14 protein-coding genes are annotated in these 15,142 nt (G+C 49.0%); 13 read left to right on the top strand and 1 reads right to left on the bottom strand.

The genetic code is table 11. The features are described from left to right. The first annotated feature begins 53 nt into the window (after nucleotides 1–53). From MMG03_RS01400 to MMG03_RS01460, 13 genes are all read left to right on the top strand, one after another. Nucleotides 54–2,594, top strand: coding sequence for an ATP-dependent helicase (locus tag MMG03_RS01400; RefSeq protein ID WP_073161362.1), 2,541 nt, complete (start codon nucleotides 54–56; stop codon nucleotides 2,592–2,594). Between the two features lie 286 nt (nucleotides 2,595–2,880). Then, on the top strand, nucleotides 2,881–3,168 hold the full coding sequence (gene gatC / locus MMG03_RS01405; protein WP_073161361.1) for an Asp-tRNA(Asn)/Glu-tRNA(Gln) amidotransferase subunit GatC: 288 nt from the start codon (nucleotides 2,881–2,883) through the stop codon (nucleotides 3,166–3,168). Nucleotides 3,169–3,187: 19 nt separating this feature from the next. Next, on the top strand, nucleotides 3,188–3,904 hold the full coding sequence (locus MMG03_RS01410) for a 3-deoxy-manno-octulosonate cytidylyltransferase (RefSeq protein ID WP_088658520.1): 717 nt from the start codon (nucleotides 3,188–3,190) through the stop codon (nucleotides 3,902–3,904). 37 nt (nucleotides 3,905–3,941) lie between these two features. Continuing rightward, the gene (locus MMG03_RS01415) at nucleotides 3,942–4,391 is read left to right on the top strand and encodes a helix-hairpin-helix domain-containing protein (RefSeq protein ID WP_088658519.1); all 450 of its coding nucleotides are present in this window, start codon (nucleotides 3,942–3,944) and stop codon (nucleotides 4,389–4,391) included. 38 nt (nucleotides 4,392–4,429) lie between these two features. After that, nucleotides 4,430–5,344 carry a hypothetical protein gene (locus MMG03_RS01420; protein WP_073161358.1) on the top strand — a complete coding sequence of 305 codons (915 nt, stop codon included), beginning with the start codon at nucleotides 4,430–4,432 and terminating at the stop codon, nucleotides 5,342–5,344. Next, complete coding sequence (locus MMG03_RS01425) at nucleotides 5,341–6,354, top strand: hypothetical protein (protein WP_249505455.1); 1,014 nt, start codon at nucleotides 5,341–5,343, stop codon at nucleotides 6,352–6,354. Before MMG03_RS01420 ends, MMG03_RS01425 begins: the two co-directional genes overlap by 4 nt. Nucleotides 6,355–6,367: 13 nt before the next feature. After that, nucleotides 6,368–6,922 carry a 16S rRNA (guanine(966)-N(2))-methyltransferase RsmD gene (gene rsmD, locus MMG03_RS01430; protein ID WP_249505456.1) on the top strand — a complete coding sequence of 185 codons (555 nt, stop codon included), beginning with the start codon at nucleotides 6,368–6,370 and terminating at the stop codon, nucleotides 6,920–6,922. Nucleotides 6,923–6,933: 11 nt separating this feature from the next. Beyond that, a complete protein-coding gene (gene coaD, locus MMG03_RS01435; RefSeq protein ID WP_073161355.1) occupies nucleotides 6,934–7,458 on the top strand; it encodes a pantetheine-phosphate adenylyltransferase in 525 nt (174 codons plus the stop codon). Between the two features lie 58 nt (nucleotides 7,459–7,516). Beyond that, on the top strand, nucleotides 7,517–8,413 hold the full coding sequence (locus MMG03_RS01440; RefSeq protein WP_249505457.1) for a rhomboid family intramembrane serine protease: 897 nt from the start codon (nucleotides 7,517–7,519) through the stop codon (nucleotides 8,411–8,413). 57 nt (nucleotides 8,414–8,470) lie between these two features. Then, on the top strand, nucleotides 8,471–9,436 hold the full coding sequence (locus tag MMG03_RS01445) for an adenosine kinase (protein ID WP_249505458.1): 966 nt from the start codon (nucleotides 8,471–8,473) through the stop codon (nucleotides 9,434–9,436). A gap of 112 nt (nucleotides 9,437–9,548) precedes the next feature. Continuing rightward, entirely contained in the window at nucleotides 9,549–10,652 is a 1,104-nt protein-coding gene (locus MMG03_RS01450; RefSeq protein ID WP_249505459.1) for a hypothetical protein, read from the top strand. Between the two features lie 40 nt (nucleotides 10,653–10,692). Beyond that, on the top strand, nucleotides 10,693–11,160 hold the full coding sequence (locus MMG03_RS01455; RefSeq protein ID WP_073161351.1) for a hypothetical protein: 468 nt from the start codon (nucleotides 10,693–10,695) through the stop codon (nucleotides 11,158–11,160). A 20-nt stretch (nucleotides 11,161–11,180) separates the two neighbouring features. Beyond that, on the top strand, nucleotides 11,181–12,569 hold the full coding sequence (locus tag MMG03_RS01460; RefSeq protein ID WP_249505460.1) for a choice-of-anchor I domain-containing protein: 1,389 nt from the start codon (nucleotides 11,181–11,183) through the stop codon (nucleotides 12,567–12,569). A 15-nt stretch (nucleotides 12,570–12,584) separates the two neighbouring features. Here the strand turns inward: MMG03_RS01460 and MMG03_RS01465 are convergent, their stop codons facing one another. Next, nucleotides 12,585–15,122, bottom strand: a complete 2,538-nt coding sequence (locus tag MMG03_RS01465) for an ATP-dependent helicase C-terminal domain-containing protein (protein ID WP_073161349.1) — start codon at nucleotides 15,120–15,122, stop codon at nucleotides 12,585–12,587. Between the last annotated feature and the right edge of the window lie 20 nt (nucleotides 15,123–15,142).

A 15,142-nucleotide genomic window follows, 5' to 3' on the forward strand; every position in this document is an offset into this window, starting at 1 on the left:
TGGGTCTCGACATTTTTGCTATCTTGCGAGTCCTAAAAAGTCAGGAGAGGTAAATGGCAAATATTGTGGACAATGGTGTGTTGGACCGGGAACTGAATCCGGAACAGGCTGCTGCAGCCAAGAAAATCCAGGGACCCATGCTGATTCTCGCTGGTGCTGGTTCGGGAAAAACCCGTTGCATTACCTATAAGATAGCCCATCTCGTTTCTGCCCACAATGTGGAGTCCGATCGTATTTTGGCGGTGACCTTTACCAATAAGGCCGCTCGCGAAATGAAGGAACGTATTCACAAGCTTCTGGATTGCAGGATGAGCTTCAGCTGGATGGGAACTTTCCATTCTGTTTGTCTTCGTCTGCTGAAACTTTGCCTGTCCAAGGAATCCGTAGTGGCCGCTATGGCCGGCTCGGGGGGTAGGTGGTACGACGGTAACTTCTCCATTTATGACGATGATGATCAAAAGCGTATCCTTAAAGAAATTCTTAAGGCTGACGGTGATGAAAATGTGGAAGCCGCTGATGTAAAAAAGGCTCACGCCGCCATTTCCAAGTTCAAGAATTCTATGATGGTGGTAGGGAACAGTACCTTGTTGCAGACTCCGGAAGTGGCTCGCAACAATGCTCAGTACCCTGACGAAGAAAAGTACGCCCGCTATTATACGGAATACCAGAAGAAACTTCTGGAATCCAATGCCATGGACTTTGACGACTTGCTGTTCAATACGGTGCTCATGCTGCAGAAGTTGCCCAATTTGGCGAATCAGCTGGCTACCCGTTTTCAGTATGTGGTTGTGGATGAATATCAGGATACCAACGATGTGCAGTATGAACTGCTGAAGTTGCTGATGAATGAACAGCACAATGTGACTGTGGTGGGCGACGACGACCAGAGTATTTATGGCTGGCGTGGTGCCAACATCAAGATCATCCGTAATTTCCATCGCGACTTTGCTCCGGTGACAATCGTCAAACTGGAACAGAACTACCGATCCACATCGAATATTGTCAGAGGCGCAGGGTCTGTGATCGCTCACAATATCCGTCCGCAGGAAATGCAGAAGAACGTGTTTTCCAAGCAGGAGGCGGGTGAGCTGATTCATGTTCGCCACTTTATGGACGATCGCTCCGAAGCTTCTGCCATTGCCGATACTATTGCCAAGGCCGGTCCTGAATCGTATGCCAAGACTGCGGTCTTCTATCGAACAAATTCCCAGTCCCGTTCTCTTGAAAAGGCTTTGAACGATCGACGCATTCCTTCTGTGATTTTTGGTGGAACGCGATTCTGGGACCGCAAGGAAATCAAGGACATTATTGCCTATCTGCGCGTATTGGCCAACGAACGTGATGACGCCGCCTACCTCCGTGTTATCAATACGCCTCCTCGTTCCATCGGTAAGACGACTGTGGAAACGGTCCTGGAAAAGGAACGTAATGGGGAAGGTTCCTTCTGGGAAAATCTGCTGGCCGAAGCCAATGGCCTTGGACGTACGGCTCCCAAACTTAAGGGATTTACAGACTTGGTTCTCGGTTGGAAGGCTTTGGTGGCCGCAGGCGAGACTCCGCTGCCCATCCTTGCCGAAAAGATTATCAATGACGTTGGCTATAAGGAATTCCTCCGTAAGGAAGATGAGATTACTGCTGACGAAAGAATCGCTAACTTGGATGAAATGGTTAACGCCATCCGTGAATTCGATGAAGAACATCCCGGTGCTACTTTGGATGCGTTCCTCCAGGATATTTCCCTTTTGACAGATGGCGACAAGAAGGTGGATTCTTCTAAGGGACAAGTTACCCTTATGACGATTCATATGGCCAAGGGCCTGGAATTCAATACGGTTCATATTGCGGGTTGCGATGAAGAAATTTTCCCGTTGATCCGAATGTCTTCCATGATGTCTGGATCCGAGATGAATGAACAGATGGAAGAGGAACGTCGACTGTTCTATGTGGGATGTACCCGAGCCGAAAAGAAGCTGTTCCTGTATCATGCGGAACGCAGGTTCTTCCAGGGGAATATCCGTCCCTTCGCCCCGTCCCGTTTCCTCAAGGAATTGGATCCGTCTGTTGTAGATTTTGTACCGTGTGAAGATTTCGGATTTGGTGGCGGTTTCAATAGCTTCAATCAGGATTACTCTCAGGGTGGTGGCTTCAGGGCTCCTCGCATGGGAAATCCTCCTCCGCCCATTCCTCGTCGTCCGGGAGCCTCTGGTAGCTTTGGCAGTCGTCCCAGTTCCGGTAGCTTTGGTGGCCGCAGTTCCGCACCTTCTAATTTCGGTTCACGCGGCTTTAGCGGTGGATTCAGTCGCCCTGGCGCTGTTCCCGATTCCATTCGCAAGAACGATAAGCGCATTGTCTACCGCAATCCGGTTTCTGTTCCCAAGCCTGCTCCTGCGGCACCCGCAGGCCCCCGTGTGGTGTACGACGAATTCAGCGAGAATCCGTTCCACCAGGGAGCAAAGGTTCGCCACATCAAATACGGTATCGGCGTGGTTCAGAAATCCTACGGAACTGGAGACAACGCCCGAGTGGACGTCCGCTTTGGAGACGGTGTCACGAGAACCATTATCCTGAAGTACGCATCGTTGGAAGTGGTCTAGAGGGTGAACGATTAACAGTTAATAGTGAAGAGTGGATGGTGGGCTGTGAGGGTATGTCATCCCGAGCGAAGTCGAGGGATCCAGGGACTTAGATACGAATTATGAGTTAAAGTAAGGCGCCTTTGGCGCGATTATCTAGCTCACAGCTCACTGCTGAAAGGAGCCGCAGGCTCCGCCCTTCTCACTCTTTTTACCGTCTACTACCGCCTTCCAACCGTCTACTTCCTACTACCTACTATCTACTTTTTTCTACATTGTTCCTGTATTTGATAAAAAAGAGGCTTTTATGCTTGAACGTGAAGAAGTATTGAAATTGGCTAAGCTTTCTCGCCTGAGTGTTTCCGAAGAGGAAATTCCGGCTCTGAAGGGTCATCTTGACAAGATGCTGAACCAGATGGAAGCTTTGAAGGCATTGAACCTTGCCGATGTCGAACCTATGACTGGTGTCGAAAATGGTGCTACCATTCTTCGCGAAGATGTTCCCATGCAGGGTTTCACCCTGGAACAGGCTTTTGCAAACGCTCCGGCCGTAGAAAACGACCACTTTGCTATTCCCAAGGTCATTGGCGGTTAATCTCTTCGATTTTTAGTCTATGACCGTGCATTGCATAGTTCCTGCCCGCATGGGGTCGTCTCGTTATCCCGGGAAACCCCTGGTCAAGATAGCTGGCAAGGAAATGATTGTACGCACCTTGGAACGGGCCCGTGATGCGGGCTGTTTTGGGACGGTGGTCTGTGCTACTGATTCTGAAGTCATTGCCGATGTAGTGACCAGGGCTGGTTTTGAATGTGTCATGACCGGTCCTGCCCAGACGGGGTCTGATCGTGTGGCTGAGGCCGCTTGCAAGCTGGGACTTGACCTTGTGGTAAACTTGCAAGGGGATGAACCGCTTGTGGAGCCTGCTTTGCTGGCTCAGGTGGCTAGGGAACTGGAATGTCATCCTGATTGCTGGGTGACGGTTGCCTGCCCCCTTAATCCTGCCGAACATCACTTGAACACCGTGGTGAAAGTCCTGGTGAAAGATGGTGTGGCTCTTGATTTTACCCGTGATGTAGACGAGCGATGTCTCGCCACAGCAGATCAGTTATCTGCGGAGTGGTTCCAACATCAGGGTGTATATGCTTATTCTCGGGCTTCCCGCGATGAATTCGCTGCTCTTCCTCAATCCAGCGTTGAATTGGAACGCTCTTTGGAACAGATGCGTATTATTAATTGCAGGACCATACGCATGGTTAAAAGTCCTTATATCTCCATTTCTGTAGATGTACCATCGGACGTGGCTGCCGTAGAGGCTCGTCTAGTCCCTTGATTTTTTAGATTCAGACCCTCGCCTTACGAGAGTTCTTATGAACGGACCAGAAAAAAAGATGGTTTTTCTGTCTTTTGTCCTTTTTGTCATGGGAATCGTTTACCGATTCTTGCCTTGGGGACTTCCTTCGATCGATACGTTCCAGGTCGGAGATCCTGTAGTCATCGCGAATGTTGAAGATTCAACTCATAGGGAATTACGCGGAGAACCGGTTGAAAAAACGGTTTTTGTTGCAGACAAAATAAAAGACAATTCTCAAAAAATGTCCAAAAAGAAGCCGCCAAAAGTTCAATTTCCCATACCGATCAATTCGGCGGATTTAGATATGCTTTGTGCCTTGAAGGGGGTTGGTCCGAAGCTTGCCGAAAAGATTATTGCCCAAAGAGAGTCCTCTGGCCCCTTTAAAAGTGAAAAAGACCTGAAAAAAGTGCCTGGAATTGGCAAGAAAAAGTTGGAGACCATACTGCAAGGGGTAATTTTTGATTAATTTTTTACATGGAAAACTTTTTGTAAGTCATTGATAGTATGAGTGATAAGAAATTATACATGGGTATCGAGGTGGCTGACGCCTCCCTGAAAGTTGCCGTTTTTGATGTGGATGAACGCCGCGTTCTGAAGACAGCTATTCTCGAGACTGAAACCAGCCCTCTGGATGACGTTTTTGCTTTTGAATCCGTCCTCGAAGGTTGGATGGAATTTGCGAAGATTGAATCCGTAGATGCAGTTTCGGTTACCGTTCCTGCATTCAGGTCTATTGTCCGTCAGGTGTTTGTTCCGGCTGAGGCTGCCAAGACTCTGGACGAATACCTGAAGTGGTACGTTTCCCTGATTACGAATGCTGATCCTGGTGCCTATATCATCGATTACCAGGTCTTGAGCGGAAGCGAATCGCTGGGCTTTACCGTCATGCTGATTGCGGTCCGCCACCAGTGGGTGGACAACATGCGCAAGGGCTTCCGTAACAAGTCCCTCGCACCGAAGTCCCTGGACGTGGATGTTCTTTCTGTAATGAACCTGATGGCCTTTGCAGAAAACATGACTGAACTGGAATGCGTTATTAAGGCTGACTACGCCGGTGTGACGCTGATTTGGCTCACCAAGGATAATCTGCAGGCCCTGCGTTGTGTCTCTACTCTTCCCCTGGTAAACAAGACTAAGGAAGAAGCTTACAAGATCCTTGTCGAGGGCATTGTCGAACAGATTAAGGTTGCCCAGGAAGAAAATTCTGCCATTGTCACCAAGAATGTCAATCTTTGCGGTGAAATGGCTCTGGACCCCGAATTCATGGTATGCCTCAGAAAGGCTCTTCCGGATTGTCTGCTCACATCCATGGATTCTTTCTCCAACATTAGACTTCCGGTGGAAGCTGAAGATTCCGCTGCCGTATTGAGTTGCGCCGGTGCCATTGGTGCTGCCCTTTACGCATTGGAGGGCGTATGATTCATTTGAACTTGATTGATGCCGCTGAACGACTGACTATAGTCGAGTCCGTTTCTCCGGTTCACGTTACCAGTATCGACGAACTGAAGAAGAAGAGCCGCAAGAAGGCTCTTACGGTTGCCGTTGCCGCTCTGTTTGCCATTGTTGCTTTCAGTGCCTTCCTCAGCATTTGTGGCGTTCCCGCTCCTCTGCAGGGTATTTTCCCCGAGGCTTACTTGTCTCTGATTGGTGCCGAAGATGCAAGCCGCACCGCACTTGTCATGGGCAACGGACAGCGGACTTCCGCAGGTGGTTCGTTGGAAGCTCAGGCTGCTGCACAGGCTGCCGCCCTGCGTTACCGCGACAATATGACCGCCAAGCAGGTCGTGGGTGAAATCAATCCTCAGGCTCTGTTTAACAACAAACGCACGGATTACAATTCCTACCTGCCTCTCGAAAAGGTTTCCTTCCAGAAGTCTTCTCTGGGTCAGTTCGTTGCTTTCATGAATTCGGCAACTCCCGAAGACGTGGGCTTCTCTGACTGTATCTACCAGGCTCCCAACTACTTCTATGTTCGTGGTGTGGCTGCTAAGCCTGCTTCTCAGCGCAGCTTCCTGGATCGCATCAAGACGGTTAGCTCCAACTTTAGGACTCCGCCTCTGCCGGAAAACGCTCCTGCAACCGACATTACCGCCTTCGGTCAGTACAACGTAGAGAATGTTAACCTGAATTCTGTCAACAAGTTTGTTTCCGCTGCTGAAGTTGCCAACGAAGTCAAGGCTATAAAGACCTTGGGCTCTACCAACAAGGTAACGTTCAATGGATTCGAAAAGCCTGTTGTTGAAGATTTCGGTGTCTACAAGCGTTTTACCTATCAGGTAACTACTTCTGCTGACTTTAGCGATCTGCAGGCATTTGTCGCTGCCTTTAGCGCATCTCCCATCCGCATGGGCGTTCCGTCTGTAGAAATGAAGTTTGCAAGAAAGGACTTGCTGACTGCCATTCGTTTCGAAATGTTCGTGATTCCGTAATTGGGTTGAACTCATGCCCATTCGCATCACAGGTGGAAATCTGAGGGGACGCAATGTTCCCTCTCCGGACACATCAAAAACTAGACCTACAGCCTCCCGCACGAGGGAGGCCCTCTTTAATATTCTTCAGGGCGTAGAAAATTTCCGTATGCTGGATCTGTTTGCGGGAACCGGTATCATGGGAATCGAAGCCTTGAGTCGTGGCGCCGCCAGCGTGATTGCTGTAGAAATGGCTCATGTGCAAGCCCGCCTGGTGCAACAGGCTTACAAGGCCTTGAATCTTGAATCGAAGTTGACTTTGCTGGAAAGCAATGCCCTGACTTTGTCCAAGGAAACCTTTTGCGAGGAAGAAGGCTTTGACCTGATTTACGCCGATCCTCCTTTCAAGAATATGGATTACCCGGATTTGCGCCCTTTCGTTGATTGGCTGAATCCTGGTGGCGTGGCGGTGTTCGAGGCTCCCACCAAGAATTTACCGGCCTGGGTCAAGGAATCCGAAGAAGCGGGTGAGGCCTCTGTCCGAAAGTATGGCGAATCCTCCCTGGTCATTTTCCGCAAGGCTCTTTAATTGGGGTAGAAATGTCCGAGAAGAATGTTGCTACATCTAGAGTGGCGGTCTTTGCGGGATCCTTTGATCCCTTTACTTTAGGTCATTTGGATATCGCTGAAAGGGCCTGCAAACTTTTTGATGAATTGTGGATACTGCTGGCGGTAAATACCTCCAAGAAGTATATGCTGGCTGGAGACTGCCGTGAATCTCTGGTACGGGAAGCTGTTGCCCATTTGCCCAACGTAAAGGTGGCTTCCTACGAAGGTCTTACTGTAGACTTCATGAAGTCTGTCGGGGCCCAGTTCCTGGTTCGCGGAATCCGTAACGGTATGGACCTGGATTTCGAGCAGAGCGTCTCCTGGAACAACAAGGTGCTTTACCCGGATTGCGAAACCGTGCTGCTTTCCAGCAAGCAGGAACATCTGGCTATTAGCAGTACCGTGGTCCGTGAAATCGTAAAATGTGGAATCGCTGATACCGCTGAAGGTGTCGAGACTTTAAAGAAGTTCCTGCCCGAAAATGTAATTCGGTTTATCACAAAGTCAGCTGTGTGAATTTGCTATTTTTCGTAGTGAAAATTCTTTCGACAATTTATTGAATAGGTAATGTGAAATGCGACCGTTTAGTTTTTTGCCTAAGGTTTTGCGAGTTCTGCTCCTGATCAACGCTGGTGTTTTTGCCGCAGCCTTTGTTCTGGGTGGTGTGCTAGGCTTGCAATTGAACATTCCCGGTGTTGGACCGGGCAATCTTCGCGACTATATCACTTATTTTGGCGCCTATTTCCCCACGGTTCCGTACGAAGCCTGGCGCTATGTGACTTACATGTTCGTCCATGTGGATTTCTGGCATTTCCTGTTTAACATGCTGATGCTCTGGATGTTCGGTTCCGACGTGGTGGACATGATGGGTTCGAAACATTTTACGGGCATGTACATGTTCTGCGGAATTTTTGCTGCAGTGTTCAGCCTGGTTATGTGTGTACTGGGCCTGACCAATAATCCCATTATCGGAGCCTCTGGCGCCTTGATGGGGCTGTTCGTGGCCTACTATAAGTTCTTCCCCAACCGTGTGATTCTCATGTTCATGTTCTTCCCCATGCGAATCAAGTACGCCATGTGGTTTATGGTGGGTATCGACGTGTTCATGGCTCCCTCCGGAGATGGCGTGGCTCACCTGGCTCATTTGGGCGGTGTCGTTGGTGGCTTTATCTATATGCATTTTTACGAACGTGGCTTTGGCAAGATTGGTGATCTTGCCGACAAGTTTGAACGCGCCGCCCGCAAGGCCCGCGGCCCTAAGTTCAAGATGAATGACGGTGGCCGTGCGGAATCCAGTCGCAGTTCCCGCAAGTCGGACGAACCCTTGGAAGGTGAAGTTTTCTATGTAGACGAAAACAAGCGCATGGACGAAATCCTGAAGAAGGTGAACGAAAGCGGAATCAATTCGCTGACGGACTCTGAACGTAAATTCCTTCTGGATGCAAGCGAAAAGCTTCGCCGCCGTCGGTAGTTTTAAAAATGCGGGTCTCTGTACCCGCCTTGTTTTTTAAAGGTTGAACGAACTCATATGACTAAAAAAATTCTTGGTATTGGAGCTGCCCTGGTTGATGTCTTGGCCAATGTCAGCGAAGAATGGATGGCTGCACAGGGTGTTCAGAAGGGTGGCATGAATCATGTGGATTGGCCCCAGATGGAAAAGTTCCTGGGCGAGTTGAAGAATCCCATTCGCGTTCCTGGCGGTTCTACCTGCAATACCATGGTGGGTATTTCGAAGCTGGGTGGCGATTCCGCCTTTATTAGCCGCGTGGGTGATGACGAACTGGGTCGACTGTTCCAGAATCATCTGAAGTCTCACAATGTGGAAAATCGTATGGGTCTTTCTGACGTGGCTACGGGTTGCGTCTTTAGCGCGGTGACTCCCGATGCCCAGCGTTCTATGTGGACTTTTTTGGGTGCGTCTAACGATATGAAGTCTGAGGTTTTCTGCCCGGAACTGTTTGATGGCGTCTCCCTGATTCTTGCGGAAGGTTATAGCGCCTTCGATACCGAAAATTTCAAGAAGTGCTTTACCTTGGCCCGTTCCCTTGGTGTTGAAACCGCTCTGGATTTCAGTTCCTTTGGGGTGGTGGATGCCTGCCGCGGCTTGTTCGATGAACTCTTCGAAAAGAAGATGATCGATATCGTGATTGCCAACGAAGACGAAGCCTTCGCCTATGCCGGTGTCAAGGAAGAGGCCGCTCTTGAAGTTCTTGCCAAGAAGGCCAAGGTGGCTGTGGTTAAGATCGGCAAGCGTGGCGCCTTGATTGCCAAGGACGGCGTGGTGACTCGTGTGGAGGCTGGTGCTGCCAAGGCCATTGATACCACCGGGGCAGGCGACCTGTGGGCTGCCGGTTTCCTTTATGGCTATATGAATGGCTGGGATATGGATCGTGCCGGTAAGTTGGGTAGTGTTGTTTCTAACGAAGTGGTGCAGGTCATGGGTGCCATGATTCCTGAAGAGGGGTGGAAACGCATTAAGTCAACGGAATTGTAGTCTTTTTTACGAAAATTCGGCTGATTTAATCACTCTTTGTAAAAGACAGTTTACGGACTGTCTTTTTTTGATATATCTTTAGTGGTAGTAAAATTGTGTTTTGGAGGCTAAAATGAATCTGGCCAAAAAAGTTTTGTTTGTTGGAATGCTGCTGGGTGTGTCTGCCTGGGCTGACGAATCCATTTATGTTCGCAATGTGTGCGATACTTTGCTTCATAGTTCGTTTCCCAAGGTGACTTTGAAGATGGCCTATATGGATGAGACCTTGTGGAAAGGTAGCAAGGATTTGAAAACGGCTACTTCTGTCACGCAAACTCGTCATGAAGATATTTGGACTTTAAAGCCTTCTCGAAATACCAAGTACAATTTCCCGTATACGGTAACCGCTGCCTGTAGTGAAACTTATTCCAACGACTATAAGTATTACTCTTGGTTGAGTTCGAGTTCCTCTGGAAGGTGGGAGCAAGGTTCGAGTGACTATGCTACGGTTATTTTGGATATCCATGGCAATAAGATGAATGGTTATGATTCTACCAATACCAATAATCTTCTGGTGTTTGTGGAGGACGACTTTCCTGAAGATGGATCTTATCGTTCTGGAGAAATTCTTGCGTCTAAAACCTATGAATTCCAGTTTGACTGGTGGTATGCTTCTGTAGCCTATTACCATGTCACTAGAAGGGATACTGTTGTTAAGGGTGGTGAGACCAAGGTGACTACCGCAGGTAAGTATTACTTTGGTGAAAGTGTTGGCATGGATTCTGTAACGGTTGTTGATCAGGCTAAAAAGGCTGTTGCAATTCCGGATTCAATTAAGGACGTGACATTGCAAGTAGTTCATGGCATATTCATGGACGAACGGAAGATCGGGTTGAGTAGTTCTACCGAAAATGAAGTTTCATCTTCTTCCCAGTCTGCGGAGCCTGCATCTTCTGAAAATGAAGTTTCATCTTCTTCCCAGTCAGTGGAGCCTGCTTCCTCTGAAAATGAAGTTTCATCTTCATCCCAGTCTGCGGAGCCTGCATCTTCTGATGACGAATATGGTCTTACATCTATTGCAAACTTGAAGTCTGTTCCAAAATTCTCGGGAAGCCGTTTGCAGGTGCGCCGTCTAGATGGTTCCTTGGTTGCTCCTGGTGACGCCATGGTGCCTGGTGTTTACTATGTAAAGGGTGCCAATGGTATTTGGAAAAAGCAGATGGTTCTTCCGCGATAGTTCCAAAACTCAAATTCTTCAGTTTGCTATATTGTAAAACATGAAGAATTTGATTGCCTCTATTTTTGCAGTCGTCGTTCTTTCGGCGACTTTTCTTTTTGCCCAGGATTCCGCTGTGGTTGCACCTGTCGCCACTCCGGCTGAGCCTGCTGTTGTTGAACAGGCTGCTCCTGCAGAAGTTTCTGCCGAAGATGAACTGAAGCGTGAAATCGCTGTCCGTGATTCCGTGATGGCTGTTCGCGATAGTTCCTATTCTGTAGAAAGGGATTCCTTGAAGAAGGCTCTGGAAGTGGAACAGGCCAAGAGCGCCAACTGGGAAAAGAGCTACAATACTGCCAAGCAGAACAACGAAGTTTGCGCCCAGGCCTTGAGCGTTTCTATCGGCGTTAATGAAAAGAAGAAGGAAAAGGAAAATATGGACCGTCAGCAGGCCGCCATGATGACTTCTACTTCTTTTATGGGCGGTCTCGGTCTCGGTATGTTGCTGTTCTGGTTGATTTTCGACTAGAAATTTAAAGGGTGTCTGGAATGGTTCGTCTAAATTTTATCTTGATACCGCTGTTGCTTGCTGCGGGGATTAGCTGCGCCAAGAAGGGTGGCGATTCCCAGGAGACGTCTGTTCTTAGACCTCTTTCCCGAATTGAGCTGAAATCTGCCGAGATTTCTGCCTACATGCCTCAAAACAGGTTGCTGTTCTCTGTGGGCGATTCCAACAATATGGATGTCGTGGACTTGGCTGATCCGACGAAGCCTGTGGTTAAAAAAACATTCTCGCTTGATGGGGAAGCGACAAGTGTTTCTATTCATGGAAACTTGATTGCCTCTAGTTTGCTTGCGGACCCGGCTTGGGAAGATGGTTTTGTTGAGCTGATGCAGTACGTGGGGGAGCAACCTGAGGATTCGTCTGTGGTGGGGGGCGTCAAGAAAATCGGGACGTACAAGGTATGTAGTCATCCGGATATGATTACGTTTACCCCTGATGGAAAGGCGTTGCTAGTGGCTTGCGAAGGCGAACCTAGCGAAGATGGTAAAATCAATCCTCCTGGCGGTGTTGCCATTGTAAGTCTTGATGATGCCACCTTTATGGATATTTCTCCTGTGGTGACCGTGGTTCCTTTTGACGATGTGGATGTGGAACCGGAATACATTACAGTTTCTAAGGATTCTAAATGGGCTTGGGTCAGCTTGCAGGAAAACAACGCCATTGCCCGCATCGACGTGATCGGCAAGAAATTGGATGGCGTGTTTGATTTAGGCTATGTGGATCATTCCAAGGCCGGGTTTGGACTGGATGCCATCAAGGATGGCAAGATCCGTATTGAAAATGCGTTCATTAGGGGACTCCGTCAACCTGATGGAATTAAGGCCTTCGAAACGGAAAGTTCAACTTTTGTCGTGACAGCAAATGAAGGTGCCGATGTCAAGAATTTTGACGAATCAAAAATTTGCGGCAATGAAGAAATGTGCAAGGTGAAATTTGGCTCCCGTTCCATTAGCGTGTTTGATGGTTTTTCGGGTAAGTTGATTTGGGATTCCGGAGATGCCCTGGAAAGGGAATTTGCCAGAAAGTATCCCAAATGTTTTAACTGGAATTCCAAGAAGGGAAAACGTAAGGCTGATGCCCGCAGCGATGATAAGGGCTGCGAACCGGAAAATATTGTAATCGGTACTGTAAATGGCCGCCGTCTAGCCTTCGTTGGATTGGAACGGATGAGTGGTGTTGCTGTTTTTGGCTTGACCAGCATTGGCACGGAGCATGTTGCTCCGAAGCTTGTTGAATATACCATGGATCCTGAAGATCGCGGTCCTGAAGGTATGCTGTTTATTGATGAGAAGAACAGCCCCCTTGTGGGAACTCCCATTCTGATTGTCAATTACGAATACAGCAAGTCGCTGGTGATTTATACTATCAAGTAGTTCGGGGTCCGTGGCCTAGAGAACGGATTCCGGCCAGGGATGCTTGGGGTATCTGCCGCGAAGTTCCTTGCGGACTTCGGCGTAGGTGTTCTGCCAGAATCCTGTTAAGTCCCAAGTTTTCTGAATGGTTCTGAAGTTTGGGGCAAGAATATCGTAGCGGACCTTCAACTTTCCGTCGGCAATTTTATGTTCGCCTCGCAACTGCATCAAGTCTTCGATGCGGGCGGAAACTTCTACGAGAACGCCTTCAGCACTTTGGGTAACGAGATTGCTGCCGGGGGTTCCCGGTTCCGGTGCTTCAACTTCCTGATAACTGTAGCGAGCTTTCTTGCCGTTGGGGAGAATGTAATGGTCGGGGAAGGTCTTGTGAAGCCATTGCAACATGGATCGTCCGAAGTAGTCTTCAAGAATGGCGCGGTAGCGGTCTTCGTTCAGGTCGCGTAGCAGGAAGATGCCGTTGGCGAATTCATCAAAGATCAGTTCCATATCTTCTTCATTGAATTCAGGAAGGCTGAATTCTGGATACAGTTGTGCGGCCAGTCGCATCTTGATTAGAAGAGTCTGCAGATTTTCTGTAAGGTAACGCCCGGTCCAGTTTTCCTTTTCCAGCTTTTCTTTCCAGGCGCTGACGGTCAGTTCCTTTAGCTGATCAAGAACGGCGGGGGAGGCTTCCTGAGGGAGAATTTCCCGTTCGACTGTGCCGCGGATTTCCTTTCCGATAAAACGTTCCTGGCCACTACGCCAAATGAGTTCGTAGCGGGCTTCTTCGTCCTCGTTTTCTAGAAGACTTCTAGGAACGGGAACGTAAAGGTTTAGACGGAGTTCCGTCTTGGTGCCTGCAGCGGCGCCAGAGCTGGTGCGGAGCATGGTCATGGCCAGCAATGCAAAGGGCGGTTCCGGATGTTGCAGGCGGATGACATTCTGGTTGGGAAGCTTATAGGATCCGTTACTGGACGTGGGGGAGGCAAGCCTATCGGAGTAGGCCTTCATTAGCATCTGGATGGTTTCGGTTTCGTTGTCTGCGCTTTTCTTGAAGTTCTCCTTTTTGCAATAGTCTTGCAACTGTCGTAGCGTTAGTGAAACTTCGCGGGGAGTGTTGTTGCCGTGTCCAGAAGAATCGCCTGCCAACATCAGTAGGTTGGTGGGCTGCTTGTTCTTTTGCAACGCTTCTGTGCCGCCGTGAATCCATGCCATTGCAGACAAAGTTAAATTACTGATTCCTGCAGGCTTGGACTTGATTAAAACGTAAGCCAGCTGAACATCGGAAAGGGGGGACTGAACGGCCTGCAGACCCAATTCCGTAATTCCATTTTCGTCGACCATGTCCAATTCTTGCAGAAGTTCCTTCGCGACGATTTCTCGTTTTTCGGGAATAGCCGTCGGCAGAACCAATCCATTCTCGCCTCTAGTTCCTTCTCTCTCGTCTAAGAAACGTTCCAGTGCGGACTTCTGTAACAAAAATTCGGAAGGTTCAATTTGGGTAACTTCGGGAATGATTCCGCGGGGCATTCTGTTTTCTGATTCTTCGCTCCACAGTCGGATGCAGGCTCCGTTCTGTGTACGGCCTGAACGTCCGGAACGCTGGATGGCATTCTGCATCGAGATGGAGGCGGTGCGTAGTACGTTTACTTTCTGGCTGTCGTCGTATTCGGAAATTCGTTCCACGCCGCTATCTACCACGCCGCTAACGTTGGGAACGGTGATGGAGGTTTCGGCAATATTGGTGGTAAAGATGACGCGGGGGCGTTCCGTTTCTTCGAAGATTCTGTCTTGAACATCACGTTCCTGACCGCCATACAGATCTAGAAATTCTGCAGCATTGCCCATGGATTCTTCGGCTGCAGTGTGGCATTTAGAAATTTCGGCTTTACCGGGGAGGAATACCAGTGTGGTTTTCCAGACGTTGCTGCGGTACAGGGACTTGAGGGCCTTGACCACTTCACTTTCGAGGGAGGAACCTGCTAATGGGGTTTGATGTAAAATCTGGACCGGATAAAGAGGGTGTCCCAATTCCAGACATTTTACGCCTAGGGCATTTTCCATTTCTTCGCGATTCAGCTTTGCTGACATGACCGCAATTCGCGGAACTTTATCACTGTTCTTTTCTCGTCTTTCGTCTTTCGTCTGTAGTCTAAGCAGGTAGCTGAACAGCAAATCCATGTCCGACTTGCGCTCGTGGTATTCATCGAAAATAACCCATTCGGCGTCCATTTTCCCGTGGAGAAGTTCCTGCAGAAAGTTTCCGTAGGTCTGGAACAGAATGCGGGTTTCTGCGCTTTTGCAGGTGTCCTGTCTGAATTGATAGCCTACGGTCTTGCCACAAGGTTCGCCGTGTAATTTTGCGGAATACTGGGCCAGGGAAAGAGCAGCGATGCGTCGGGGCTGCAGTACTACCACACGACCTGTACAATGCTTCGAAAGGAACCAGGGAATATATAGGGACTTGCCGGAACCGGTGGGCGCTTCAACCAGTAGATTTCTGGTTTGGTCAATCGCTTCGATCAGTTTGGATTCTTCTTCGGCAATGGCAAGGTCTTTGTATGTTCGGAACATCTTGTTTCGTGCGGTTGAAT

It is taken from the genome of Fibrobacter sp. HC4, assembly GCF_023373925.1.
Lineage (GTDB): Bacteria > Fibrobacterota > Fibrobacteria > Fibrobacterales > Fibrobacteraceae > Fibrobacter.